Source organism: Streptomyces sp. NPDC090741 (genome assembly GCF_044769045.1).
In the GTDB taxonomy this organism is placed as follows: Bacteria; Actinomycetota; Actinomycetes; order Streptomycetales; family Streptomycetaceae; genus Streptomyces.
On record NZ_JBIVXF010000008.1, the window covers coordinates 369,532 to 394,486 of the forward strand.

Here is a 24,955-nt window from a genome sequence, read left to right on the forward strand (position 1 = left end):
TTGTTCGTCCTTACGGGCTGGCCAGCGCGGGCGGAGCACCCTGGCTGCGGGGGCGTTCGTCGGTCATCCTGCCCCATACGATCATCCGGTAGGTGCTCGTGAACTCGGGGGTGCAGGTCGTCAGCGTGATGTACCGGCCCGGGGCGGTGAAGCCCGAGCCCTCCGGCACCGGTTTGATCACCGAGACGTTCGTCGGCGGGGTCTGCGCCAGCGACGAGGTGATCTCGTACGTGTAGTACGCGTCCCGCGTCTCGACCACGACCGGGTCCCCCGCCACCAGCCGGTTGATGAAGCGGAACGGTTCGCCATGGGTGTTTCGGTGGCCCGCCAGCGCGAAATTGCCCTGCTTGTCGGCCGGCATCGCCGTCTTCAGCGCGCCGTCCCCGTAGTGCCCGACCATCCCCTTGTCGAGCACCTTCGGCTTGCTGACACCCTCCGCCACCGGCACCTTCACGTCCAGTTTCGGGATGTGGAGGATCGCGAAGCCCTCCCCCGGCTCGAACGCCGAGACCTGCGGGGCGGCGGCCCCGCCAGGGTTGCGTTCCCAGTTCTTCTGCAGCGAGCCGGCCGCCCCGTTCGCCGTCCGCTCCGCCAGCACGTTCGTGTACCAGAGCTGGTAGGCGACGAACAGCAGCATCACCACACCCAGCGTGATGAACAGCTCCCCGGCGAGCCGGCTCGCGACGACCACCGGGCCGCCCGACGCGGGCCGCCTGCGCCGACGGCCCCCGCTGCGCCTGCGCGTGCGCTTCGCGGCCTCCTGAGCTGCCCTGCGCCGCGCGGCCCGGCCCTCCGTGGGCGCGGACGGCGCGACCGCGGTCACGCGACGGCCTTGCCCACCACCGGGGCCAGCCCCACCGAGCGCTCGACGGCCCCCGCGTCCCCGCAGCGCACCAGCCAGTTCGCGAGCATCCGGTGGCCCCATTCGGTCAGCACCGACTCGGGGTGGAACTGCACGCCCTCGACATCGTGCTCCCGGTGCCGCAGCCCCATGATGATCCCGTCCTCGGTGCGCGCGGTGACCTCCAGCACGTCCGGCAGGGTCCCCGGCTCGGCCGCGAGCGAGTGGTAGCGGGTCGCGGTGAACGGCGACGGCAGCCCCGCGAAGACGCCGAGGCCCTCGTGCACCACCGGCGAGGTCTTCCCGTGCAGCAGCTCGGGAGCCCGGTCCACGACGCCTCCGTACGCCACGGCCATGGACTGCATGCCGAGGCACACGCCGAAGACCGGGACACCGGTGTCGGCGCAGTGGCGGACCATGTCGACGCAGACGCCCGCCTGCTCCGGCGTGCCCGGTCCGGGCGACAGCAGCACGCCGTCGAAGCCGTCCTGCGCGTGGGCGAGTTCGACCTCGTCGTTGCGCAGCACCTCGCACTCCGCGCCGAGCTGGTACAGGTACTGGACCAGGTTGAAGACAAAGCTGTCGTAGTTGTCGACAACCAGAATGCGCGCGCTCACGGAGTGGCTCCCGATCCCTCGTCCACCGTTACGTCGTTGAACGGGAGGAGCGGCTCGGCCCACGGGAAGACGTACTGGAAGAGCACGAAGACCACTCCGAGGACCAGTACGAGAGAGATCATCGCGCGAACCCACGCGTTGCCCGGCAGATGCCGCCAGATCCAGCCGTACATGCCGTCTGTTTCCTATCCGTCCACGATCGACCACCGCACCGCGGGGGCGGTACGCCAACAGACTAAAGGCAGCGGCCCGGCCGGGTGGGTCAGCTCGGCAAACCCTCCGGCCGGCCCTGGGCGACCGTGCGGGTCTGGGTCAGCTCCGCCCAGACGACCAGCCTGTGGCTGTGTCCCCACTCCGGGTCGCAGGTCGTGAGCGTCAGGTACCGCCCGGGCGCGGTGAAGGGCGACCGGCGCGGCACCGGGTCGACCACCCCGATGTCGGTGGGCAGGGTGCGCAGCGGCCCGCCGCGGACCGTGTACGTGTACCAGGTGGTCGCGTCCTTGAGGATCACGGCGTCTCCGGGGCGCAGCTCCGGGAAGTCCTTGAAGGGGTCGCCGTACGTCCGCCGGTGGCCCGCGACCGAGAAGTTCCCGGTGCCGCCGAGGCGGGCGGTGCCCGCGTAGTGGCCCAGGCCCTTCTTCAGCAGCTCGGTGCCGGTGCCCTCCAGGACCGGCTTGTTCCAGTCCGGGCCGAAGCGCGGGACGTACATCTCGGCGAAGGCCTGGCCCGGCGGGTATCCGGGCTGCTCCTGCTCCTGCTCCGGCGGCGCGGGCTGCGGGGCGGCGGCGGGCGCCGGCGTCTGCTGCTGCGGTGGGGCGGGCGCGGCGGCCGGGGCCCCGGCCGAGGCCCAGCGGTCGCGCATCCGGGCCATCTCCCCGTCCATGGCCCGGTCGGCCTTGACCCCGGTCCACAGCAGGACGTACGCCACGAACAGCACGATCAGCGTGCCCGCCGTCAGGCACACCTCGCTGAACGTCCGCACCACCAGGCGCAGTACGACGTCACGGCGTACTGCTCGCGGAGGTGGCGTCCAGCGGCTTCGCATAGTGGAGGTCCACTGTGCCGGAGTAGCCGGGGAGTGTCAGCTCCTTGTGCTCGTCCACTTTCCAGCCCAGTCCGTACGCCGACACGTACAGCTGGTAGTTCTGCAGGGCCGGGGAGGCGGCGAGCGCCTTGCGCAGCGCGGCCGGGTCCCCGACCGCGCTCACCTTGTACGGGGGCGAGTAGACGCGGCCCTGGAGGATCAGCGTGTTGCCGACGCAGCGCACCGCGCTGGTGGAGATCAGCCGCTGGTCCATGACCTGGATCCCCTCGGCCCCGCCCTGCCACAGGGCGTTCACCACGGCCTGGAGGTCCTGCTGGTGGATCACCAGGTCGTTGGGCTGAGGCTCGGGCACGTTGGGGATGCGGGCGGTGGCGTTCGGCGGGGCGTCGTTCAGGGTGACCGTGAGCCCCTTGCCGGACAGCGGCTCGGTGCCCGAGGCGACCCGCAGGGCGGCCAGTTTCGCGTCCTCGGCCTTGGTGCTGCCGTCGTCGCGGTCGGCGAGGGTGTCCACCCGGCCGCGGGCGGCCGCGGTGCTCTGTTCGAGCAGCGCGTTGTTCTGGCTGCGCTCGTGGATGAGGTCCGAGAGCTTGAGGAGTGAGGCGTCCGTCCGGATGTTCGTACCCTTGGAGGTGTTGAAGCTGGTGACGAAGATGAGACCGGCCAGGGCGAAAACGGCGGCCGTCAGCAGCCGGACCGGTCTGGCCCGGCGACGGGGACCCGCGGAGGAGTCGTCGGAATTGCTCAACGTACCCTTCTCCTTCAACGCCACAGGTCCACTACGCTAACGGACGCCCGGGGCAGGCAAGGTCCCCAGCGCATCGACAGGAGAGCCCCTCGTGCCGAAGTCACGTATCCGCAAGAAGGACGACTACACGCCGCCGCCGGCGAAGCAGGCGCAGACCATCAGGCTGACCAACCGCAGCTGGGTCGCCCCGGTCATGCTGGCGTTCTTCCTGATCGGTCTCGCGTGGATCGTCGTCTTCTACGTGACCGAGACCCAGCTGCCGATCGAGGCACTGGGCAACTGGAACATCGTGGTCGGATTCGGCTTCATCGCGGCGGGATTCGGCGTGTCCACGCAGTGGAAGTGACCGGCCCCTGATCACGCGCCGGCAAGCACAGGCGCACCGGGTCCACAAGCTCTCCCCATGAGTTATCCACAGCGTCATCCACACCTGAGGAAAAGACAGAAGATCTGTGGATAACTCTGTGGAGTGTTGACGCCGGTGTGATCAGGTGAGTTCGGCCGTACGCACCAGGACCACCGCTGCTGCCAGCAGGAACGCCGCTCCACAGGTCCCCCACTGGACCAGTGTGCGCGTCCTGCCGGCGGCCGGTCCCACCATGCCCAGACCGACCAGCAGACCGGTCACCAGGCCGCCGATGTGGGCCTGCCAGGACACGGACAGGCTGCCGCCGAAGGGCACGAAGGTCAGCACCAGCATGAGCACGACCATGGTGATGACCGGCCGCATCTCGTAGCGCAGGCGGCGCACCAGCACGACGGTCGCGCCGAGCAGGCCGAAGATCGCGCCGGAGGCGCCGAGGGTCGGCGTGTTCGGCGCCGTCAGCAGATAGACGAGGGCGCTTCCGCCCAGCCCCGCCAGCAGGAACACGGCGAGGTAGCGGACCCGGCCCAGAGCCGCCTCCAGCGGGCCGCCGATCACCCACAGGGCCAGCATGTTGCCCCCGATGTGCCACCACTCCACATGCAGGAACACCGAGCTCATCAGCCGGTAGTACTGGCCGGTGGAGACCCCTTCGACGGGGCCGCCGAAGTATTCGACGTACCGCCCGAGCAGCTCCAGCTGGACCACGAACGCCGGCGCGAGCAGGCCCACCAGGAACACCGCGGCGTTGATCCCGATGAGGATCTTGGTGACCAGGTGCGGATCGGTGGCGACCACCCCGCCCGCGACGGTCCGCGGTGCGTTCGCGGCCGGGGCGTGCCCCGTACCGGAGCCGTCACGGACGCATTCGGGGCACTGGAAGCCGACCGAGGCGCTGATCATGCACTCGGGGCAGATGGGGCGCTCGCAGCGCGTGCAGCGGATCCCCGTGTCGCGGTCCGGGTGGCGGTAGCAGCCCGGCAGACGGTCGGTGTCCATCGGTCCCCTCGGTCAGCGGCGGGACGGGCGGTGCGCCCCGCCGGTCGTCCGGCTGTGGCCCCATCGGTCGCCACGCATGCAGGACGGACGGGCGGGGCGGAAAGGTTCCCGGGGCGACGGCTCGGGGGTCAGCGCTTCTCGACGACGACGGCCTGGATGATCACGTCGTCGAGGGGGCGCTCGGTGCGCGGGTTCGTCCGCAGGCCGGCGATGTCGTCCACGATCTTCTGGCTGGCCTTGTCGGTGACCTCGCCGAAGATGGTGTGCTTGCGGGTCAGCCAGGCCGTGGGCGCGACGGTGATGAAGAACTGGGACCCGTTGGTACCGGGGCCGGCGTTGGCCATGGCGACCAGGTACGGCTTGGTGAAGGCCAGGTCGGGGTGGAACTCGTCGGCGAACCGGTAGCCGGGGCCGCCGGTGCCGTTGCCGAGCGGGTCGCCGCCCTGGATCATGAAGCCGCTGATGACGCGGTGGAAGACGGTGCCGTCGTACAGCGGATCGGTGGTCTTCTGGCCGTCGGTGGGACGGGTCCATTCGCGGGCGCCCGTGGCCAGCTCCACGAAGTTCTTGACCGTCTTCGGAACGAAGTTCGCCAGGAGCTCGATCTCGATGTCGCCGTGGTTGGTCTTCAGGGTGGCGTAGAGCTTCTCGGCCACGGATCTGCCTTCCATAGTCATCACTGTCGGTCCAGATCCTCCCACGGAGCGCTGCGCGGCACAGAAATCCTCCACCCGTATGCCCTGTCACGCATGCCGCCCGGCGGTATGGCAGGCATGATCCGACAAAGGGTGGAAAGGTGAACTGTGTCCGCCACCGAGGAGGAGGATCCTGTGACCCGCAAGGACAGCGTGCACCTGGCCGCCGAAAGCGCCAGGGACACGGCGAGGCACGCAGCGGAAGCGGTGGCGCCGTACGCAGCGGCCGCCAGGGAAGCCGCTGTGCAATACGCGGCCGAGGCGAACGAGCGGCTGGCACCGAAGGTCTCGTACGCGACCGCCGAGGCGGCCCGGCAGGCCCGTACGGCGTACGACGCGCATCTGCACCCGAGGATGATGGCGGCCCGCACGCACGTGCCCCCGAACGTGGACCGCGCGGCGACGATGGCCGTGCACCACACGCGCCGTGCGGCGCGGCAGGCGGCCGACTACACGCAGCCGAAGCTGGAGAGTGCTCTGGCGGCGGCCCAGCCGGTGGCCGAGGAGGCCGCGTCCCGGTCGACCGCGGCCCTGGCGGCGCTGCGCGGCCAGGTGTCGGCCAAGGAGGTCCAGAAGCTGGTCAAGCGCCACGAGCGGCGGTGCCGGGCCGGCCGGACGTTCAAGTACGTGGCGGTGGTCGGCCTGGTGGCCGGCGCCGCGTACATGGCGTGGCGGTGGTGGGACCAGCAGTCGAACCCGGACTGGCTCGTCGAGCCGCCGGCCGCCACGGAAGTGTCGCGCGACCGCGAGCCGGCCAGCTTCGACGACGAGCTGGCGGCGAAGGAGCGCGAGGTCTCCAACGGCTCGGCCGACGAGTGAGCCGGCTCTGACCGCAGACGGCGAGAGGGCCCGGATCCGACGGATCCGGGCCCTCTCGCCATGTCCCGCCCTCAGTGGGGGAGGGTGAGCACCTGGCCGGGGTGGACGAGCTCGGGGTTCGAGCCGATGACGCCCCTGTTCATCGCGTAGAGCTCGCGCCAGCGGGCCTCGTTGCCCAGCTCCCGGCGGGCGATCGCGGAGAGCGAGTCGCCCTCCCGCACGGTGTACGTACGCTTCTTGGCGGCCGGCATCGGCTTGGGCGCCGGAGCCGCCGGCACCGCCTTGTGCGCGGCGGACGTGGGCGTCGGGGTGTGCGGCGCGGGCTTCGGCGGGGCCGCGGCGGCCATGCGCTCGGCGGCGGCCTTGGTGGCCGAGACGGCGTCGGTGTACTTCGCCGCGTAGTCGGCGGACGCGGCCGCCGCGGCCTTCTCCGCGGCCTCGTGCTTCTTCTTGTCGGACTTGAGGAAGTCGAAGAGTCCCATTGGTCTGTACGCCTCCGGCGTGGTGTCGCCCCCTGGCTCGGTGCCTTCCCCCACTGTCGGACAGTCGGGGCCGCCCGGCCCTGTGACAGGGCCAACCGGGGGACCGTGGCGGGGCCCGCCCTGCTGTTACCGTCAACGGATGCCCGAGCTCGTCCTCCCCTCCCCCCGCCTGCACGCCTCCTGGCTCGCCGCCCGCGAGGAATGGGGCCCCGACGCCCACATGGACGGCGCCGGACTCGGCTCGCAGGACGACGTGGACAGCCCCGGGGGCTTCGCCGCCTGGACGGAGCGGCTGCGCGGGTACGGGGACCGGACCCGCCCCGTCGAGCAGGGCCGCGTGCACGCCACGTACTGGTGGATCGCCGAGGACGACACCTATCTGGGTGCCATCGACCTGCGCCACTACCTGAACGGCTTCCTCCTCGACGCCGGCGGCCACATCGGCTACGGCATCCGGCCCTCCGCGCGCCGCCGCGGCCTGGCCGCCTGGGCCCTCGGCGCGGTCCTGTACGAGGCCCGGCTCCTGGGGATGGACCGGGTACTCCTGACGTGCGACCCCGACAACACGGGGTCGGTGCGCACGATCGAGCGGTCCGGCGGCGTCCTGGAGGACGTGCGCGACACCCTCGTCGGCCCCAAGCGCCGGTACTGGATCGACCTCTAGCCGGGGCCCCGCCGCGCGCACCACACCACGCAAAGAGGCCACCTGACCTGCGTTTCCGCTGGTCAGGTGGCCTCTGATGCTGTGGAGCTTAGGAGATTCGAACTCCTGACATCTGCCTTGCAAAGGCAGCGCTCTACCAACTGAGCTAAAGCCCCGAAAAGATGGACGCGACCGCCTCCCGTGAAGGTGTGGCCGTTCCGCAGAACAGAGTACCGGGTGTACCCCCGCATCTCGCAAAATTATGGGGGCTCCCGCCACGCGACCACGCTCCGTAAGATGCTCGCGAGGTTCGCACCAGCGAAGTAGGGGAGTACTAAGAGTGGACGCTGTTCAGCAAGAGGCCACGGCCAGAGCCAGAGAGCTTCAGCGCAGTTGGTACGGGGAGCCGCTGGGCGCTCTCTTCCGCCGGCTCATAGATGACCTCGGCTTGAACCAGGCCCGCCTCGCTGCCGTCCTCGGACTGTCGGCGCCCATGCTGTCCCAGCTGATGAGCGGCCAGCGGGCCAAGATCGGGAACCCGGCCGTGGTGCAGCGCGTACAGGCCCTCCAGGATCTCGCGGGCCAGGTGGCGGACGGAAGCGTCAGCGCGGCCGAGGCCACCGACCGGATGGACGAGATCAAGAAGACCCAGGGAGGCTCCGTCCTCAGCAACAGCGGGCAGACCACGACCAGTTCGGGCGCGCCCACCGTCAAGCGCGTCGTCCGCGAGATCCAGTCGCTGCTGCGCTCGGTCTCCGCGGCCGGCGACATCATCGACGCGGCCGACTCCCTCGCCCCCAGCCATCCCGAACTGGCAGAGTTCCTCCGGGTCTACGGCGCGGGCCGCACCGCCGACGCGGTCGCCCACTACGAGTCCCACCAGAACTGACGCGGGAACGCACGCACGAGACGCACGCACGCACGAGACGCACGCACGAGACGGGGGACGGGCGCAGCGATGGGTGAGATATTCGCCGGTCGGTACGAGCTGATCGATCCGATCGGACGCGGTGGCGCGGGCGCCGTGTGGCGGGCCTGGGACCACCGGCGCCGCCGGTACGTCGCCGCCAAGGTGCTCAGGCAGAGCGACGCCCACACCCTGCTGCGGTTCGTCCGGGAGCAGGCCCTGCGCATCGACCACCCGCACGTGCTGGCCCCAGCCAGCTGGGCGGCGGACGACGACAAGGTCCTGTTCACGATGGACCTCGTCGCGGGCGGCTCCCTCGCCCACGTGATCGGGGACTACGGCCCGCTGCCGCCCCGTTTCGTGTGCGCGCTGCTCGACCAGCTCCTGTCGGGGCTGGCGGCGGTGCACGCGGAGGGCGTCGTCCACCGCGACATCAAGCCCGCCAACATCCTGATGGAGGCCACCGGATCCGGACGGCCGCACCTGCGGCTGTCCGACTTCGGCATCTCGATGCGCAAGGGCGAGCCGCGCCTCACCGAGACCGACTACGTGGTCGGCACCCCCGGCTACTTCGCCCCGGAACAACTGCTCGGCTCCGAACCCGACTTCCCCGCCGACCTCTTCGCCGTCGGGCTGGTCGCCCTCTACCTCCTGCGGGGCAGCAAGCCCGATTCCCGGGCCCTGGTCGAGCACTTCCTCGCCCATGGCACCCCCGGCGCCCCCGAGGGCGTTCCGGCGCCGCTCTGGGACGTCATCGCGAACCTTCTCCAGCCGGACCCCCAGAGCCGGTTCAAGACCGCCACAGGGGCCCGCAAGGCCCTTGCCGAGGCCGTGGAGCTGCTCCCGCAGCCCGCGCCGGGCGAGGAACCGGTGGAGGTGTTCGACCAACTCGGCCCGCTCCCCGCCGGTTTCGGGCCCCAGGGGCCGCAGAGCACGGCCGCGGTGACCCCCGAGTCACCGACCGCGGCGGGGATCCCGGCGCAGGCGCACGCGGCCGCGGCCGTGCCGGCCGCCCCGGCCGGGTTCGGGCCGCCCCCGCCGGCCGGGGCGTTCGGGCCCTCGGAGACGGGGAGCTTCCACCTCCCGCCGCCGGTGCGCTCCGATGCAGCGGGCGCCCCGGGCACGACCGCCGCCACCGCCGTCGCCACCCCGTACGCGGCGCCCGCGCGGTCCGGCCGGATCGCCCCGCCGTCGGCGAAGGCCGCCGCCGGGATCCTCACCGCGGCGCTGCTCTGCTTCGCCGTGGGCGTCTGGGCGCTGACCCGGATCTGACCCGGACCAGACCCGGATCCGATCCGGACCAGACCCGGATCCGATCCGCCTTACGCGGTCGGCCCGTGACGCCGGCCCAGCAGGAACCATCCGCCGAGTACGAGGAGCAGCACGGTCCCGGTGCCGAAGCCCGCACCGGCCACCACCCGCATCACCGAGCGCCCGTCGGCCGCCGCCGCGGCCTCGGGGGCGGTGAGCCCGTCCTTGGCGGCCGCCCGTTCGTCCGCACCGACCCCGAACCCGGCCGCGGTCAGGCTCTCCTTGTACGCGGGCCCCTTGGCCGGGCCGCCGGTCACGTCCATGCGCAGCGTCAGCGGCACCGGGCTCGCGTCCTCGGTGAACTCGGCGACCTTCGCGCCCAGGGTCACCGCGATGTAGTACCAGCCCGCCAGCCGGACCCCCCGTACCTCGCCGGTGTCCGAGAAGCGGTTCTCGTACGCCACCGGCGCCGTCTTCGGCAGGGTGACGCCCGCCTGCTTGCCGGCGTACGGGATGTCCTTGTCCTCGACCAGGCTCCGGTACGGGCTGTACAGCGCGACGCTGAGCCCGCCCGAGGCCGACCCGTACGACTTGGTCATCCTGGCGCCGGCGAGCTCGGCGCTGAGCCCCAACTGCTGTCCCCAGTCGAGCGGGACCCGGTAGAAGCGGGTCTGCCCGGGCCGCAGGTCGTCCCGCCAGACCCCGCTGCCCAGCGCCCGGGCGTCGTTGAAGCCGGTGCCCCCGCTGCGCGCCACCGGCTCGCTGCCGGGCAGCGTCGGCGAGGCCGAGGGCCAGACGCTGGGCGCGGTGGTGGGGGCGCTGCCGGTGGCGAGGCCGGGCTCGCGCTGGAGCAGCAGTTCCACCGGCCACGCGCCCGGGTCGGAGTCCTTGGCGGCGGTGCGGGTGACCTTCGCGAAGTAGACGCCGGCGCCCTGGCATTCGGCGTCCTCCGCCAGCCGCCGGACCCCGACCGCGCCGAGGGGGACCGGGTCGTAGCCGAAGCCGGCCCGGCCGGGGTTGTTCGGGCAGCGCTCGCCCTCCTTGGTCATGATCTCGACCTCCAGGCCGTCGCCGTAGCCGACCTTGGCGCCGCGCGGGGGCTGGAGAACGGCCGAGAAGTACGCGCTGGAGGCGTCGTCGAGATTCAGCCGGTACACGCGCTCGCCGGGCCCGATGGTGTCCGCGTAGGCCTGCCCGGCCGCCACGAGCGGGGCGTCCGCGCTGCTGGGACTGCCCTCGATCCTCTTGGCGCCCTCGGCACCCTGATACGCCGGCACCGGCTGCGGGGGCGCCGTGGCGGCCTGCACCGCCCCCGGAAGGCCCCCGGCCAGCGCCAGGGCCGCCGCCCCCACCAGCACCGTCGTCCGTACCCGCCCCATCACGCCACCCCGATTTTGCTAGCGCAAGCCAAATCTTTGCAGAACGTAATTTTTCGTCACAGAACAGCACAAAGCCCCGGCCGCAGCGGCAGCCGGGGCTTCATGAGATCAGCTTTCGGTCTCACACACCGGAACCAGAGGGCACGGAGTCAGTTGCCTCCGTCCACAGGTCCTGCTCGGCGCGGTCCGCCTGGATCTGGCGGTACACGAGGAGCCCGCCGATGGCGGCCAGTGCGACCAGGAGCAGCTTCTTCACCGCGCGACCTCGTCTTTCGTTGACGTTGGGGACTTCTGACGGCCAACAATACACACGCACCGATACCGTTCGGTGACCTGGGAAGCCCTCAACTGACCCTACGAAGAAGACCCCCAGGCCGGGGGCCTGGGGGTCTTCTTCACTGTGGGGCTAACAGGATTTGAACCTGTGGCCTCATCCTTATCAGGGATGCGCTCTAACCAACTGAGCTATAGCCCCATCCGCGCTGCGCGCTGACTCCTGAAGATTAGCGCACAGACACGGTCCCGCCAAAATCCGTTCCTCCGGGCAGTCCCCGCAGGTCAATCAGCGGTCATTCGTCCTCGGCGAGCGTGAGCTCCACACCGCCGACGAAGCCCGCCGACAAGTTGTAGATGAACGCGCCCAGCGTCGCCAGCGCCGTCGCCAGCACCACGTCGATGACCGCGATCACCGACGTGAAGATCAGAACGCGCGGCAGCGACAGGAACGACTGGAGGTCGAAGCCGTTGCTCTCGTTCGACCCGGTCGCCTCGCTGATGGTGCCGCCGACGGTCGTGAAGACGCCCATGGCGTCCATGACCATCCACAGCACCGCCGCCGCCACGATCGTGCACACGCCCAGCGCGATCGACAGCAGGAAGCTGACCTTCATCACCGACCACGGGTCGGCCTTGGCCACCCGAAGCCGCGCCTTGCGCGTCCTGGGCGTCGTACGGGCCCCCGTGCGCGGCTTGCGCTGCGCAGCGGCGTCCCCGGCGCCCCGCGGCGCACCAGGGGCCGTGGGCGCCGCGTACGCCTGCGGCGGGTGGTACGGCTGCTCCGTCGGCCGGCCGGCCGGCGCGGCGGCCGGCGCGGGCGCGGCCGCCGGGGCGGCCTTCTCCTGCTTCGGCTTGCGGGTGTCCGTCACGGTCCTCCCCTTGACCTCGGCGGCCTCGGCGCCCCCGTCCGGGGAGTCCGCGGCGGGGCCACGGGTACCGTCCTCCCCAGTCTTGGCCGGTCCGGCGCCCGTGGCTCCACTCACGACTTACTCCTCGTGCTCCCCGGCCGAGGGCTGCGTGCCCTCGGCGGCCTCGGCGGCCTGTCCTTCGGCTGCCTCGGTCTCCTCGACCTCGTCAGCATCCTGACCGGCCTCGGCGTTACGAGCGATACCGACCACGGCATCGCGCTTGCCCAGGTTGATCAGCTGGACGCCCATGGTGTCACGGCCGGTCTCCCTGACTTCGTTGACTCGCGTACGAATCACACCACCGCCGAGCGTGATGGCGAGAATCTCGTCCGTCTCGTCCACGACGAGCGCCCCGACGAGCGATCCGCGGTCCTCCACGATCTTGGCGGCCTTGATGCCCAGACCGCCACGGCCCTGGACGCGGTACTCGTCGACCGGCGTCCGCTTGGCGTAGCCGCCGTCGGTCGCGGTGAAGACGAACGTACCCGGCCTCACCACGCTCATGGAGAGCAGTTCGTCACCTTCGCGGAAACTCATGCCCTTCACGCCCGAGGTGGCGCGGCCCATCGGGCGCAGCGCGTCGTCGGTCGCCGTGAAGCGGATCGACTGCGCCTTCTTGCTGATCAGCAGCAGGTCGTCCTCGGCGGACACCAGCTCGGCGCCGATCAGCTCGTCGGCCGTGCCGTCGGCGCCGTCGGCGCCCGTCTCCCGGAGGTTGATCGCGATGACACCACCCGAACGGGGCGAGTCGTAGTCCTTGAGCGCCGTCTTCTTCACCAGGCCGCCCTTGGTGGCCAGGATCAGGTACGGCGCGGCCTCGTAGTCGCGGATCGCGAGGATCTGGGCGATCTTCTCGTCCGGCTGGAAGGCCAGCAGGTTGGCCACGTGCTGCCCGCGGGCGTCGCGGCCGGCGTCCGGCAGCTCGTACGCCTTGGAGCGGTAGACCCGGCCCTTGTTCGTGAAGAACAGCAGCCAGTGGTGCGTGGTGGACACGAAGAAGTGGTCGACCAGGTCGTCCTGCTTCAGCTTCGTGCCGCGTACGCCCTTGCCGCCGCGCTTCTGCGAGCGGTAGTCCTCGGTCTTGGTGCGCTTGACGTAGCCGCCGTGAGTGATCGTGACGACGATGTCCTCTTCGGCGATCAGGTCCTCCATGGACATGTCGCCGTCGAAGGGGACCAGCTTGGAGCGCCGGTCGTCGCCGAACTTCTCGACGAGGGCCGCCAGCTCCTCGCTGACGATCGAGCGCTGCTTCTCCGGCGAGGCCAGGATCGCGTTGTACTCGTTGATCTTCGCCTGGAGTTCGTCGTGCTCGGCGACGATCTTCTGCCGCTCCAGGGCCGCCAGGCGCCGCAGCTGCATCTCGAGGATCGCGTTGGCCTGGATCTCGTCGATCTCCAGCAGGCCCATCAGGCCCTCGCGCGCGATCTCGACGGTGTTGCTCCGCCGGATCAGCGCGATGACCTCGTCGATCGCGTCCAGCGCCTTGAGCAGGCCGCGCAGGATGTGCGCCCGCTCCTCCGCCTTGCGCAGGCGGAACTTCGTACGCCGGACGATGACCTCGATCTGGTGCTGCACCCAGTGCCGGATGAACGCGTCGATCGACAGCGTGCGCGGCACGCCGTCCACGAGCGCCAGCATGTTCGCGCCGAAGTTCGTCTGGAGGTCGGTGTGCTTGTACAGGTTGTTCAGCACGACCTTGGCGACGGCGTCGCGCTTGAGCACGATCACCAGGCGCTGGCCCGTGCGCGACGAGGTCTCGTCGCGCACGTCGGCGATGCCGCCGATCTTGCTGTCCTTCACCAGGTCGGCGATCTTCTGGGCCAGGTTGTCCGGGTTCGTCTGGTACGGAAGCTCCGTGACCACCAGGCACTGGCGGTTCTGGATCTCCTCGACCTCGACCACCGCGCGCATCGTGATCGAGCCGCGCCCGGTCCGGTACGCCTCCTCGATGCCCTTGCGGCCCACGACCAGCGCGCCCGACGGGAAGTCGGGGCCCTTGATCCGCTCCAGGAGCGCGTCGAGCAGCTCCTCGTGCGAGGCCTCCGGGTGCTCCAGCGCCCACTGGGCGCCGGCCGCGACCTCGCGCAGGTTGTGCGGCGGGATGTTGGTGGCCATGCCGACCGCGATACCGGCGCTGCCGTTGACCAGCAGGTTCGGGAAGCGGGCCGGCAGGACGGTCGGTTCCTGGTTGCGGCCGTCGTAGTTGTCCGTGAAGTCGACGGTCTCCTCGTCGATGTCCCGGAGCATCTCCATGGCCAGCGGCATCAGCTTGCACTCGGTGTAGCGCATCGCGGCCGCCGGGTCGTTGCCCGGGGAGCCGAAGTTGCCGTTGCTGTCCACCAGCGGCATGCGCATCGACCACGGCTGGGCCAGGCGGACCAGGGCGTCGTAGATCGAGCTGTCGCCGTGCGGGTGGTACGTACCCATGACGTCACCGACGACGCGGGCGCACTTGTAGAAGCCCTTCTCGGGCCGGTAGCCGCCGTCGTACATCGCGTACAGCACGCGGCGGTGGACCGGCTTGAGGCCGTCCCGTACGTCGGGCAGCGCGCGCGAGACGATGACGGACATCGCGTAGTCGAGGTAGGAGCGCTGCATCTCCGTCTCGAGCCCGACGGGCTCGATGCGCACCACGGGCTGCTCCTCCGCGGAATTCTCGGCGGTGGGGGTGGTTTCGTCGGCCATTGCTGGTCAGAAGTCCTTTCAGGCGGTCAGCGGAGGCCGACTCAGATGTCGAGGAACCGAACGTCCTTGGCGTTGCGCTGGATGAAGGAGCGCCGGGCTTCGACGTCCTCACCCATGAGCACCGAGAACAGGTCGTCGGCCTGGGCCGCGTCGTCCAGGGTGACCTGGCCGAGCACGCGGTGGTCCACGTCCATGGTCGTGACGCGCAGCTCCTCGGCGTTCATCTCGCCCAGACCCTTGAAGCGCTGGATCGAGTCTTCCCTGATCCGCTTGCCGTTCTGCTTGCCCAGTTCGACGAGGGCGTCGCGCTCACGGTCCGAGTACGCGTACTCGAAGTCGTCCCGGCCCCACTTGATCTTGTAGAGCGGCGGGCGCGACAGGTACACGTGACCGGCCTCGACCAGCGGCCGCATGAAGCGGAACAGGAAGGTCAGCAGCAGGGTGTTGATGTGCTGGCCGTCGACGTCGGCGTCCGCCATCAGGATGATCTTGTGATAGCGGAGCTTGGCGATGTCGAAGTCCTCGTGCACACCGGTGCCGAAGGCGCTGATCAGCGCCTGGACCTCGGTGTTCTGGAGGATCTTGTCGATACGGGCCTTCTCGACGTTCAGGATCTTGCCGCGGATCGGCAGGATGGCCTGGTACATCGGGTTGCGGCCGGACTTCGCGCTGCCACCGGCCGAGTCACCCTCGACGATGAAGATCTCGCACTTGGTCGGGTCGTTCGACTGGCAGTCCGACAGCTTGCCCGGCAGCGAGGCGCTCTCCAGCAGGCCCTTGCGGCGGGTCAGATCGCGGGCCTTGCGGGCCGCGACGCGGGCCGTGGCCGCCTGGATCGACTTGCGGATGATGTCCGCGGCCTCGACCGGGTTGCGGTCGAACCAGTCGTTGAGGTGCTCGTGGACGACCTTCTGCACGAAGGTCTTGGCCTCCGTGTTGCCCAGCTTGGTCTTCGTCTGGCCCTCGAACTGCGGCTCGCCCAGCTTCACCGAGATGATCGCCGTCAGACCCTCGCGGATGTCCTCGCCGGCGAGGTTGTCATCCTTCTCGCGGAGCAGCTTCTTGTCACGCGCGTAACGGTTCACCAGACCCGTCAGCGCGGCCCGGAAGCCCTCCTCGTGCGTACCGCCCTCGTGCGTGTGGATCGTGTTCGCGAAGGAGTACACGCCCTCCGTGTACTGCGAGTTCCACTGCATCGCGATCTCGACCGAGAGCATGCGCTCCTTGTCCTCGGCCTCGACGTCGATGACGGTCGGGTGGATGAGCTCGCCCTTGCGCGAGTTCAGGTACTTCACGAAGTCGACGATGCCGCCCTCGTAGTGGTACTTGACCGTGCGCGCCTGGGGCTCCTCGGCCTCGGCCTCGGCGGAGTCCGCGCCGACGGTCGCCTTCGCCGACTCGCGCTCGTCGGTCAGCGTCAGGGTCAGGCCCTTGTTGAGGAAGGCCATCTCCTGGAAACGGCGCGAGAGCGTCTCGAAGGAGTACTCGGTCGTCTCGAAGATGTCGCCGTCGGCCCAGAACGTCACGGACGTGCCGTGCTCGTCGGTCTCCTCGTTCTTCGCGAGGGCCGCCGTCGGGACACCGAGCTTGTAGTCCTGGGTCCAGCGGTAGCCGTCGGTCTTGACCTCGACCGACACCTTCGTCGACAGGGCGTTCACGACGGACACACCCACACCGTGCAGACCGCCGGAGACGGCGTAGCCGCCACCGCCGAACTTGCCGCCCGCGTGCAGGACCGTCAGGACGACCTCGACCGCCGGCTTCCCCTCGGACGGCACGATGCCGACCGGGATGCCACGGCCGTTGTCGATGACCCGCACACCGCCGTCGGCGAGGATCGTGACGTCGATGGTGTCCGCGTGCCCGGCCAGGGCCTCGTCGACCGAGTTGTCCACCACCTCGTACACGAGGTGGTGCAGCCCGCGCTCACCGGTCGAGCCGATGTACATGCCCGGCCGCTTGCGGACCGCGTCCAGGCCCTCGAGGACCTGGATCGCATTGGCGTCGTACGAGGCGGTGACCTCGCCGTTCTCGCCGGCTGTGGACTGGTTGTCGTTGGGGTTGCCGGAATCGGCCACGAAGCGCCCTTTCTGGCACAGCACAGGCCGTACTCCGGGCCAGCAGGCATGCAAGCAGGAGCGGCTGCGTCGATCTGCGTTGTCAGCGTTTGTCAGCGAGATCCCGCCCGAAGGCGGGATTCGATTCAGTCTACCGGTACCACGGACATGAATGGGGGTTTGCCGGTACCTGAGTCCGCATGTGCCGCCCTGAACCTCCTCTCTCCGACTCCCCATATCCGGGAAGGGGCTCAAAGAGGCTCACGCGGGCGTCCAGCGCTTCGGCCTGTCAACCTCTCGCTACCGTGAGGGACGCCACGCGATCCGGGGCTATCCGTACGTGTCCCCCGGACCCGTACTGCCCGGCGCGCGCAGCGGCCCGTACCGCTTCGGGCGCCCGCCCGGGCCCTGGACCTTGATCATCCGGACGGTGCCCTGGCCCAGGTCCGCGTTGAGCCGCGCCACCAGCTGCGGGGCCAGCAGCTTCAGCTGCGCCGCCCAGGCCGAGGAATCACAGCGCACGACCAGTTCACGGTCCTCGTACCGTTCCGGTTCACAGTGCGCAGCGATCTCCGGCCCGACGATCTCCGGCCAGCGCTCCATCACGCCCGCGACCGCCATCGGCATCTCCCAGCCGCGCTCGGTGCGCAGCCGGTCCAGCGCCGCCATCAGCGGCATCGGGTCGCGGCCGTCCGCGCGGGCGCCCGAGCGCAGGCCGGGGCGGTACTTGTTCTTCCCGCCGGCCGCGTTGCCCCGGGCCCGCGCCTGCTCGCGGGCCGCCGCCAGTGCCTGCCGGGCGAGGTCCACGCCCGAGGGCTCGGGGACCTTGCGGGGTTCGGTCGTACGGGGTTCCGTCGTACGGGGTTCCTGCTCGTCGCCGCCGCTCACAGCCGGGTCACCTCACCGCCGGACACCCCGAACCGGGTCCCCGCCAGCACCCCCGGAACGTCGTCGTCCACCGCCGCCGTCACCAGCACCTGCTCGCCCGGGGCCACCAGCTCCGCGAGCCGCTCCCGGCGCCGCGCGTCCAGCTCGGCGAACACGTCGTCCAGGATCAGCACCGGCTCGGCGCCCTCCGAGCGCAGCAGCTCGTACGAGGCCAGCCGCAGCGCCAGCGCGTACGACCAGGACTCGCCGTGGCTGGCGTACCCCTTCGCCGGGAGGTCGCCCAGGCGCAGCAGCACGTCGTCCCGGTGCGGGCCCACCAGGGTCACGCCGCGCTCGATCTCCTGCTTGCGCACCTCGGCCAGGGCGGCGAGCAGCACCTCGTACAGGGCTTCGCGGGTGCGGGCCCCGCCGTTGTCCACAGCGTCCCCGGCCTCGCCGGCGGCCGAGGACTTGTACGCGAGCCCCAGCGGGCCGCCGCCGGGCGCGAGCTGCTCGTACGCCTTGTCCGCGAGCGGCAGCAGCGTCGCGATCAGGTCGAGGCGCTGCGCCAGCAGCTCCGCGCCCGCGCGCGCGAGGTGCTGGTCCCAGACGTCGAGGGTGGAGAGGTCCATGGAGCGGCCGCCGTGCCGCCGGGCCATCGCCGCCGACTTCAGCAGGGTGTTGCGCTGCTTGAGCACCCGCTCGTAGTCCGACCGGACGCCCGCCATCCGCGGCGAGCGGGCCGTGACGAGCTCGTCGAGGAACCGCCGGCGCTCCCCGGGGTCCCCCTTCACCAGCGCCAGGTCCTCCGGCGCGAACAGCACCGTCCGTACGATCCCCAGCACGTCCCGGGGCCTGACCTGCGAGGACCGGTTGATGCGGGCACGGTTGGCGCGCCCCGGGTTCAGCTCCAGCTCGACCAGCTGCTGGCGCGCGCCGTGGGTGACGGCCGCGCGGATGACGGCGCGGTCCGCGCCCATCCGGACCAGCGGGGCGTCCGAGGAGACGCGGTGGCTGCCGAGGGTGGCCAGGTAGCCGATGGCCTCGACCAGGTTCGTCTTGCCCTGGCCGTTGGGGCCCACGAAAGCCGTGACGCCCGGGTCGAGGGGAACCTCGGCCCGGGCGTACGAGCGGAAGTCGGCCAGTGAGAGATGCGAAACATGCATACGGCGCCGACCTCCCCCGGCTTCCTGCTGCTCTGCTCTGTGCTGCTGTGTGCTCCTGTGGAGGAGCTGTGGAGCGGTTGTGGACTAGACCTTCTCGACCGCGTGGCCGCCGAACTGGTTGCGCAGCGCGGCGATCATCTTCATCTGCGGCGAGTCGTCCTGGCGGGACGCGAACCGCGCGAAGAGCGAGGCGGTGATCGTGGGCAGCGGTACGGCGTTGTCGATCGCCGCCTCCACCGTCCACCGGCCCTCGCCCGAGTCCTGCGCGAAACCGCGCAGCTGCTCCAGGTGCTCGTCCTGGTCGAGGGCGTTCACGGCCAGGTCCAGCAGCCAGGAGCGGATGACGGTGCCCTCCTGCCAGGAGCGGAAGACCTCGCGGACGTCGGTGACCGAGTCCACCTTCTCCAGGAGCTCCCAGCCCTCGGCATAAGCCTGCATCATGGCGTACTCGATGCCGTTGTGGACCATCTTCGCGAAGTGGCCCGCGCCGACCTTGCCGGCGTGCACGGAGCCGAACTCGCCCTCGGGCTTGAGGGCGTCGAAGACCGGCTGGACGCGTGCGACGTGGTCCTTCTCGCCGCCGTACATGAGCGCGTAGCCGTTCTCCAGGCCCCACACGCCGCCGGAGACACCGCAGTCGACGAAGCCGATGCCCTTGGTGGCCAGCTCGGCGGCGTGCTTCTCGTCGTCGGTCCAGCGCGAGTTGCCGCCGTCGACGACGACGTCGCCGATCGAGAGCAGCTCGGCGAGTTCGTCGACGGTGGACTGCGTCGCCGCACCTGCCGGGACCATCACCCACACGACGCGGGGGGCCTGCAGGCTGTCCACAAGTTCCCGCAGGCTGTGGACATCGGCAAGGTCCGGGTTGCGGTCGTATCCGATGACGGTGTGGCCTGCGCGGCGGATGCGCTCGCGCATGTTGCCGCCCATCTTGCCGAGACCGACGAGACCAAGCTCCATCAGGTGGTTCCTTAAGCGTTGTGGCCGTCTGTGCCGGGTTCCCCTGAATCACCGGGGGCACACCCAGGCTCCGAGCCTACGCCGGGCGCTGCCGCGGGGCGCCACGGGCGCTCCAGGGACGGCTGTACGAGGGGCCGGACGGGCTCTGCGGCCGACGCGTCGTAGCGGCTCGTCGTACGGGTTCTGCGTGCGGGTCCTGCGTACGGGGCGAACGCCGTCGGGCCCGGCCCCGCGCCTGCGAGACCGGGCCCGACGTGAGCGCGCGTCAGCCGGACAGGCGCACCGGCATGATCAGGTACTTGTACGCCTCGTCCGCCTCGGCGTCGACCGCCGGACGGCCGCTCAGCAGCGCCGGCTTGGTGGACGTGGTGAAGCTCAGCTGCGCGGCCGGCGAGTCGATCGCGCTCAGGCCGTCCAGCAGGAAGGTCGGGTTGAAGGCGATCGAGATGTCGTCGCCCTCGAGCTTGGCGTCCACACGTTCCACAGCCTGTGCATCGTCGGAGGAGCCGGCCTCCAGGATCAGCACGCCCTGCTCGAAGCTGAGGCGGACCGGGGTGTTGCGCTCGGCGACCAGGGCCACGCGCTTGACGGCCTCGACGAACGGGGCGGTCTCGATGACGGCGATGGAGTTGAACTCCGTCGGGAACAGCGTGCGGTACTTCGGCAGGTCGCCTTCAAGCAGGCGGGTGGTGGTGCGGCGGCCGGCGCCCTCGAAGCCGATGAGGCCCTCGCCCGCGCCGGAGCCGGACAGCGCCAGGGTGACGGTGTCACCGCTGGTCAGGGACTTGGCGGTGTCCAGGAGCGTCTTCGCGGGCACCAGGGCCACGGCGGAGGCGTCCGGGTTCTCCGGCTTCCACAGGAACTCGCGGACCGCGAAGCGGTAGCGGTCGGTGGAGGCCAGGGTGACGCGGTCGCCCTCGATCTCGATGCGGACACCGGTCAGCACGGGCAGCGTGTCGTCGCGGCCGGCGGCGATGGCGACCTGGGCGGCGGCGGAGGCGAAGACCTCACCGGGCACGGTGCCGGTCGCGGTCGGCATCTGCGGCAGCGCCGGGTACTCCTCCACAGGCAGGGTGTGGAGTGTGAATCGCGAGGAGCCGCAGACCACGGTCGCCCGTACACCGTCTGTGGAAATCTCCACCGGGCGGTTGGGGAGGGCGCGGCAGATGTCGGCGAGCAGCCGGCCGGAGACGAGGACGGTGCCGTCCTCCTCGACGTCCGCCTCGACGGAGACGCGGGCCGAGACCTCGTAGTCGAAGCCGGAGAGGGACAGCAGGCCCTCCTCGGCCTTCAGCAGCAGGCCCGCGAGAACGGGCACCGGCGGCCGGGCCGGGAGGCTACGGGCAGCCCAGGCCACCGCCTCCGCGAGTACGTCGCGCTCCACCCGGATCTTCACCGGAACCGCCTCCTGCTGTTGCTCGCTCGTCTGCCGGCCTTCGTTCTCGGCCCGATGCCTCGATGCCCTCGATGGCTCGGAGCCTCGGTGCCGGGCACCAGTCTGACGTACGGCGCCGACAGTCGGTGCTGCCGGAGGTCAAGTCGGGAGCGAGGTGTCGGGGAGGCGTCCCCACCGAGTTGTGCACAGGACCCGCTTGAAAACCGAAACCGGGCTAACTCTCTATGGGGGTAGTAGTAGGGCCTGTGGAAACGGTGGATAAGCCCGTTTTCGCAGGTCAACCCGCGTTTTTTATCCACCGACCCTGTGGGTGACACCGGTGGACAACGCCGGGTGTCTGTGGAGAACAAAAACTTCTGCACAGGCCATCCCCAGGTGACCCCGACTACTCCACAGGTGTGTCCCCAGGTTTCCCCCAGTACTCCACAGCCCAAACGTCGACTTCCGTGTGACGGCTTTCACTCCGGGTGGTGACGGGAGGTGGAATGTTGCCGAACAGTGGACAGCGGTGTGGGTAACTCGTCGGATCCTGTGCACAGAGTGCGGGAACCTGTGGGTCGGCGGTGGACAGAGGAGTGGACGGCCCTGTGGATGAAAGTTCTGTCCACAGCCTGTGGATGGCGCTTGCGCACAAATCCACAGGGGGCTGACCAGTGCTGATGGTGCCTCATCCCGCAGCCCTGTGGACAAATTGTGGGTGACGGAAGCAGTCCCCAGCCTGTGGACGGAAGAAAGTCGGGAAATCTGTGGATGAGTTGCTCCACAGGGGGCGTATTCGAACAGACCAGGGGCGCGCGGACGAAGAAGGGCGCCCCCGAAGTACCCCGGGAGCGCCCTGTGGAAGCGTTTGAAGAGGCTCGGCCGAGCCCGCCGGCTCGGCCGAAGAGGCCCCTGGCTCAGCCGTTCTTGATGCGGTTGGTGAGCTCGGTGACCTGGTTGTAGATGGACCGCCGCTCCGCCATCAGGGCCCGGATCTTGCGGTCCGCGTGCATGACCGTGGTGTGGTCGCGGCCGCCGAACTGCGCCCCGATCTTGGGCAGGGACAGGTCCGTGAGCTCCCGGCACAGGTACATGGCGATCTGCCGGGCGGTGACCAGGACGCGGCTGCGCGAGGAGCCGCACAGGTCGTCCACGGTGAGGCCGAAGTAGTCCGCGGTGGCCGCCATGATGTCCGTGGCCGTGATCTCGGGGGCGGAGTCCTCGCCGCCGGGGATCAGGTTCTTGAGGACGTCCTCGGTCAGGCCCAGGTCGACCGGCTGCCGGTTCAGGCTCGCGAAGGCCGTGACCCGGATCAGCGCCCCCTCCAGCTCGCGGATGTTGCGCGAGATGCGGGAGGCGATGAACTCCAGTACCTCCGGCGGGGCGTTGAGCTGCTCCTGTACGGCCTTCTTGCGCAGGATCGCGATACGTGTCTCCAGCTCGGGCGGCTGGACGTCGGTGATGAGGCCCCACTCGAAGCGGTTGCGGAGCCGGTCCTCCAGGGTGACGAGCTGCTTGGGCGGCCGGTCGGAGGACAGCACGATCTGCTTGTTGGCGTTGTGGAGCGTATTGAAGGTGTGGAAGAACTCCTCCTGCGTCGACTCCTTGCTCGCGAGGAACTGGATGTCGTCGACGAGCAGGATGTCCATCTCGCGGTAGCGCTTGCGGAACGCGTCGCCCTTGCCGTCGCGGATCGAGTTGATGAACTCGTTGGTGAACTCCTCGGAGCTCACGTACCGCACCCGGGTGCCGGGGTACAGGCTCCGCGCGTAGTGCCCGATGGCGTGCAGAAGATGCGTTTTGCCAAGGCCCGATTCCCCGTAGATGAAGAGGGGGTTGTACGCCTTGGCGGGCGCCTCGGCGACGGCCACCGCGGCGGCGTGCGCGAAGCGGTTGGACGCGCCGATGACGAACGTGTCGAACAGGTACTTGGGGTTGAGCCGGGCGGTCGGCTCCAGCGGGCCCGAGGTCGATCCGCCCGACGGGGACGGGGGCGGCGCGGGTCGGCCGGGCGCCGGGCGCGGGGCCGGCTGCTCGTACTGCTGCTGCTCGTACTGGTGGGACTGCGGAGGCTGGCGGGACTGCTGAGGCTGGCGGGGCTCGTACTGCTGCTGGTCGAAGGAGCCCTGCTCGTACCCGCCGGAGTCGGACTGCTGGAGGTAGCCCGGCTGCGGGGAGGCGTACGGATCGCGCTCGGGGAAGCCGCCGAGGCGCGGCTGCTGCCAGCCGTAGTCGTCCTGCTGACCGCCGCGGGGCCAGGAGCCTGGCTCGGGGCGCGACTGCTGGTAGTCCGGGTAGGCGGGGCGGGCGGTCGGGAGCTGGTCGTCGGAGGGCCCGCCGGGGCCGTTGTGGCCGCCGCCGCGCTGGCCGCCGTACGGCTCGTACGACTCGGGGCGCTGCTGGGGGGATGGGGGCAGGGGCGCGGGCTCGCCGGCGGAGTCGTCCACGGTGATCGCGATGCGGATGGGGCGGCCGCACTCACGGCTGAGCGCATCGCTGATCAGCGGGGCGAGCCGGCCCTCCAGGACGCGCTTGCCGTATTCGTTGGGGACGGCGAGCAGCGCGGTGTCGGCGACGAGGGCCAGGGGCTGGCAGCGCTCGACCCACTGCTTGTCCTTGGGCTCGATCGCCTGCTGTCCCTCTCCGAGGAGCTTTTCGAGCACCCTTGGCCACACTGCGGCAAGATCGGCAGGTACGTCAGCCACAGAGCACGCTCTCTCACAGGGGTCCCACGAATGTGTGGTTCTTTGGGACGGTCGGGACAAAAAATCCGGGATCAGACAACGGTAGTCAGGCCGACGGGTACGGTTCAAGTCGTTGTCCACAGCCTGTGCACAGTGTGAGGGCACGTCGCCTCGGTTTGACCGGATGGCGTAGCCGCGCGTACCGTAACGAGGTCGAGTTGTCGATGGCTGCTGCCGCCTGCCTACCGATGGGCGAAGATCACGTTTTGTGATCGTTTAGCGGTGCCACTCGGGCGAACACGCGAGTTTCCTCGTGGGCGCACGGTGACAGCCAGGCGATGTCCCGCCACAACGATTCATTCTCTGGAGCCCCCGAGTGAGCAAGCGCACCTTCCAGCCGAACAACCGCCGTCGTGCCAAGACCCACGGCTTCCGTCTCCGGATGCGTACCCGTGCCGGTCGCGCGATCCTGGCGAACCGCCGCAGCAAGGGCCGCGCCGCCCTCTCCGCGTAACAACGCGCAGGTCGTGACGTCGTGCTGTCTCCCGAAAATCGGCTGAGGCGGCGTGAGGACTTCGCGAGCGCGGTACGTCGAGGCAGGCGGGCAGGTCGCCCGCTCCTCGTCGTCCATCTACGTACAAGCGGTGCAACGGACCCGCACGAGCCGGGGGAGATCGATCCCTCGACGCGTGCGGGTTTCGTCGTCAGCAAGGCCGTGGGTGGTGCCGTCGTCCGTAACCGGGTGAAGCGCCGTTTGCGCCATCTTGTCCGCGAGCGGCTCTCCCAGCTGCCCGCCGGTAGCCTGGTGGTGGTGCGGGCATTGCCCGGAGCGGGTGACGCCTGTGCCGACGAACTGGCCCGGGACCTGGATGCCGCTCTGACGCGGCTCCTGGGAGGCGTGGCTCGATGAAGTACCCGCTGCTCGCATTGATCAAGCTGTACCAGTGGACGATCAGTCCGCTGCTCGGGCCGGTGTGCCGTTATTACCCCTCGTGCTCGCACTACGGGTTCACGGCCATCGACCGGCATGGTGCGGTGAAGGGGACGGTTCTCACCGGCTGGCGGATCCTGCGGTGCAATCCGTGGTCCGCCGGTGGTGTCGATCATGTCCCACCCCGTAAACGCCCGCGTTGGCACGAGCAGCTGCGCAGTGCGTTGCGTAGATCTCGCAATGCTCAAGGAGCCTGATT

The 24,955-nt window shown here is 70.0% G+C and carries 26 protein-coding genes and 2 tRNA genes; 8 read left to right on the forward strand and 20 right to left on the reverse strand.

Annotated elements, in window-relative coordinates; all coding sequences use genetic code 11:
- Positions 1-10: 10 nt before the first annotated feature.
- The 5 genes from ACIQU4_RS23475 to ACIQU4_RS23495 all read right to left on the reverse strand — a co-directional run bounded on the left by ACIQU4_RS23475 (position 11) and on the right by ACIQU4_RS23495 (position 3,248).
- A complete protein-coding gene (locus tag ACIQU4_RS23475) occupies positions 11-823 on the reverse strand; it encodes a class E sortase (RefSeq protein ID WP_403733929.1) in 813 nt (270 codons plus the stop codon).
- On the reverse strand, positions 820-1,458 hold the full coding sequence (locus ACIQU4_RS23480; protein WP_403733932.1) for an aminodeoxychorismate/anthranilate synthase component II: 639 nt from the start codon (positions 1,456-1,458) through the stop codon (positions 820-822). Before ACIQU4_RS23480 ends, ACIQU4_RS23475 begins: the two co-directional genes overlap by 4 nt.
- Positions 1,455-1,631 (reverse strand): hypothetical protein, encoded by a 177-nt coding sequence (locus ACIQU4_RS23485; RefSeq protein WP_403733935.1) that lies wholly within the window; start codon positions 1,629-1,631, stop codon positions 1,455-1,457. The genes ACIQU4_RS23480 and ACIQU4_RS23485 overlap by 4 nt, the downstream gene beginning before the upstream one ends.
- An 89-nt stretch (positions 1,632-1,720) precedes the next feature.
- Positions 1,721-2,503, reverse strand: coding sequence for a class E sortase (locus ACIQU4_RS23490; protein WP_403733938.1), 783 nt, complete (start codon positions 2,501-2,503; stop codon positions 1,721-1,723).
- Entirely contained in the window at positions 2,460-3,248 is a 789-nt protein-coding gene (locus ACIQU4_RS23495) for a DUF881 domain-containing protein (RefSeq protein ID WP_403733941.1), read from the reverse strand. Before ACIQU4_RS23495 ends, ACIQU4_RS23490 begins: the two co-directional genes overlap by 44 nt.
- Positions 3,249-3,339: 91 nt before the next feature.
- Here ACIQU4_RS23495 and crgA point away from each other — a divergent pair, with 91 nt between their 5' ends.
- Positions 3,340-3,594, forward strand: a complete 255-nt coding sequence (gene crgA / locus ACIQU4_RS23500) for a cell division protein CrgA (protein WP_030153143.1) — start codon at positions 3,340-3,342, stop codon at positions 3,592-3,594.
- A gap of 141 nt (positions 3,595-3,735) precedes the next feature.
- On the opposite strand, the gene ACIQU4_RS23505 is transcribed toward crgA, so the two are convergent.
- Complete coding sequence (locus ACIQU4_RS23505; RefSeq protein ID WP_403733944.1) at positions 3,736-4,611, reverse strand: rhomboid family intramembrane serine protease; 876 nt, start codon at positions 4,609-4,611, stop codon at positions 3,736-3,738.
- Positions 4,612-4,739: 128 nt separating this feature from the next.
- The gene (locus ACIQU4_RS23510; protein ID WP_403734075.1) at positions 4,740-5,267 is read right to left on the reverse strand and encodes a peptidylprolyl isomerase; all 528 of its coding nucleotides are present in this window, start codon (positions 5,265-5,267) and stop codon (positions 4,740-4,742) included.
- A gap of 174 nt (positions 5,268-5,441) precedes the next feature.
- On the opposite strand from ACIQU4_RS23510, the gene ACIQU4_RS23515 reads away from it, so the two are divergent.
- Positions 5,442-6,125: a DUF5324 family protein gene (locus tag ACIQU4_RS23515; protein ID WP_403733947.1), complete on the forward strand. Its 684-nt coding sequence runs from the start codon at positions 5,442-5,444 to the stop codon at positions 6,123-6,125.
- Between the two features lie 71 nt (positions 6,126-6,196).
- On the opposite strand, the gene ACIQU4_RS23520 is transcribed toward ACIQU4_RS23515, so the two are convergent.
- Positions 6,197-6,607, reverse strand: coding sequence for a LysM peptidoglycan-binding domain-containing protein (locus ACIQU4_RS23520; protein WP_387290672.1), 411 nt, complete (start codon positions 6,605-6,607; stop codon positions 6,197-6,199).
- Positions 6,608-6,746: 139 nt separating this feature from the next.
- Between ACIQU4_RS23520 and ACIQU4_RS23525 the strand changes: the two genes are divergently transcribed.
- Positions 6,747-7,271, forward strand: a complete 525-nt coding sequence (locus ACIQU4_RS23525) for a GNAT family N-acetyltransferase (RefSeq protein WP_403733951.1) — start codon at positions 6,747-6,749, stop codon at positions 7,269-7,271.
- Between the two features lie 82 nt (positions 7,272-7,353).
- Here the strand turns inward: ACIQU4_RS23525 and ACIQU4_RS23530 are convergent.
- A tRNA-Ala gene (locus tag ACIQU4_RS23530) sits at positions 7,354-7,426 on the reverse strand.
- Between the two features lie 164 nt (positions 7,427-7,590).
- On the opposite strand from ACIQU4_RS23530, the gene ACIQU4_RS23535 reads away from it, so the two are divergent.
- The gene (locus ACIQU4_RS23535) at positions 7,591-8,139 is read left to right on the forward strand and encodes a transcriptional regulator (protein ID WP_030292665.1); all 549 of its coding nucleotides are present in this window, start codon (positions 7,591-7,593) and stop codon (positions 8,137-8,139) included.
- A 69-nt stretch (positions 8,140-8,208) separates the two neighbouring features.
- The gene (locus ACIQU4_RS23540) at positions 8,209-9,429 is read left to right on the forward strand and encodes a serine/threonine-protein kinase (RefSeq protein ID WP_403733954.1); all 1,221 of its coding nucleotides are present in this window, start codon (positions 8,209-8,211) and stop codon (positions 9,427-9,429) included.
- 50 nt (positions 9,430-9,479) lie between these two features.
- On the opposite strand, the gene ACIQU4_RS23545 is transcribed toward ACIQU4_RS23540, so the two are convergent.
- The 11 genes from ACIQU4_RS23545 to dnaA form a co-directional block, all read right to left on the reverse strand.
- On the reverse strand, positions 9,480-10,787 hold the full coding sequence (locus tag ACIQU4_RS23545) for a hypothetical protein (protein ID WP_403733957.1): 1,308 nt from the start codon (positions 10,785-10,787) through the stop codon (positions 9,480-9,482).
- 121 nt (positions 10,788-10,908) lie between these two features.
- Positions 10,909-11,043: a DLW-39 family protein gene (locus ACIQU4_RS23550; RefSeq protein WP_208809277.1), complete on the reverse strand. Its 135-nt coding sequence runs from the start codon at positions 11,041-11,043 to the stop codon at positions 10,909-10,911.
- 145 nt (positions 11,044-11,188) lie between these two features.
- Positions 11,189-11,262: transfer RNA gene (locus tag ACIQU4_RS23555), tRNA-Ile, on the reverse strand.
- Positions 11,263-11,356: 94 nt separating this feature from the next.
- Positions 11,357-12,046, reverse strand: coding sequence for a DUF3566 domain-containing protein (locus tag ACIQU4_RS23560; protein ID WP_403733959.1), 690 nt, complete (start codon positions 12,044-12,046; stop codon positions 11,357-11,359).
- Positions 12,047-12,049: 3 nt separating this feature from the next.
- The gene (gene gyrA, locus ACIQU4_RS23565; protein ID WP_403733962.1) at positions 12,050-14,656 is read right to left on the reverse strand and encodes a DNA gyrase subunit A; all 2,607 of its coding nucleotides are present in this window, start codon (positions 14,654-14,656) and stop codon (positions 12,050-12,052) included.
- A 41-nt stretch (positions 14,657-14,697) separates the two neighbouring features.
- A complete protein-coding gene (gyrB, locus tag ACIQU4_RS23570) occupies positions 14,698-16,758 on the reverse strand; it encodes a DNA topoisomerase (ATP-hydrolyzing) subunit B (protein WP_403733964.1) in 2,061 nt (686 codons plus the stop codon).
- A gap of 285 nt (positions 16,759-17,043) precedes the next feature.
- Positions 17,044-17,601, reverse strand: coding sequence for a DUF721 domain-containing protein (locus tag ACIQU4_RS23575; RefSeq protein ID WP_403733967.1), 558 nt, complete (start codon positions 17,599-17,601; stop codon positions 17,044-17,046).
- Positions 17,598-18,746, reverse strand: coding sequence for a DNA replication/repair protein RecF (gene recF / locus ACIQU4_RS23580; RefSeq protein WP_403733970.1), 1,149 nt, complete (start codon positions 18,744-18,746; stop codon positions 17,598-17,600). The genes ACIQU4_RS23575 and recF overlap by 4 nt, the downstream gene beginning before the upstream one ends.
- A gap of 84 nt (positions 18,747-18,830) precedes the next feature.
- Entirely contained in the window at positions 18,831-19,706 is an 876-nt protein-coding gene (gene gnd, locus ACIQU4_RS23585; RefSeq protein ID WP_403733972.1) for a phosphogluconate dehydrogenase (NAD(+)-dependent, decarboxylating), read from the reverse strand.
- A 265-nt stretch (positions 19,707-19,971) separates the two neighbouring features.
- Positions 19,972-21,102, reverse strand: a complete 1,131-nt coding sequence (gene dnaN / locus ACIQU4_RS23590; RefSeq protein ID WP_385232090.1) for a DNA polymerase III subunit beta — start codon at positions 21,100-21,102, stop codon at positions 19,972-19,974.
- An 896-nt stretch (positions 21,103-21,998) separates the two neighbouring features.
- On the reverse strand, positions 21,999-23,930 hold the full coding sequence (dnaA, locus tag ACIQU4_RS23595) for a chromosomal replication initiator protein DnaA (RefSeq protein WP_403733975.1): 1,932 nt from the start codon (positions 23,928-23,930) through the stop codon (positions 21,999-22,001).
- A gap of 211 nt (positions 23,931-24,141) precedes the next feature.
- Between dnaA and rpmH the strand changes: the two genes are divergently transcribed.
- The 3 genes from rpmH to yidD are packed head-to-tail and all read left to right on the forward strand — an operon-like array spanning position 24,142 to position 24,953.
- Complete coding sequence (gene rpmH, locus ACIQU4_RS23600; protein WP_018547628.1) at positions 24,142-24,279, forward strand: 50S ribosomal protein L34; 138 nt, start codon at positions 24,142-24,144, stop codon at positions 24,277-24,279.
- A gap of 21 nt (positions 24,280-24,300) precedes the next feature.
- Positions 24,301-24,675 carry a ribonuclease P protein component gene (gene rnpA / locus ACIQU4_RS23605; RefSeq protein WP_403733978.1) on the forward strand — a complete coding sequence of 125 codons (375 nt, stop codon included), beginning with the start codon at positions 24,301-24,303 and terminating at the stop codon, positions 24,673-24,675.
- Positions 24,672-24,953, forward strand: coding sequence for a membrane protein insertion efficiency factor YidD (yidD, locus tag ACIQU4_RS23610; RefSeq protein WP_078613072.1), 282 nt, complete (start codon positions 24,672-24,674; stop codon positions 24,951-24,953). Before rnpA ends, yidD begins: the two co-directional genes overlap by 4 nt.
- Positions 24,954-24,955 lie beyond the last annotated feature (2 nt).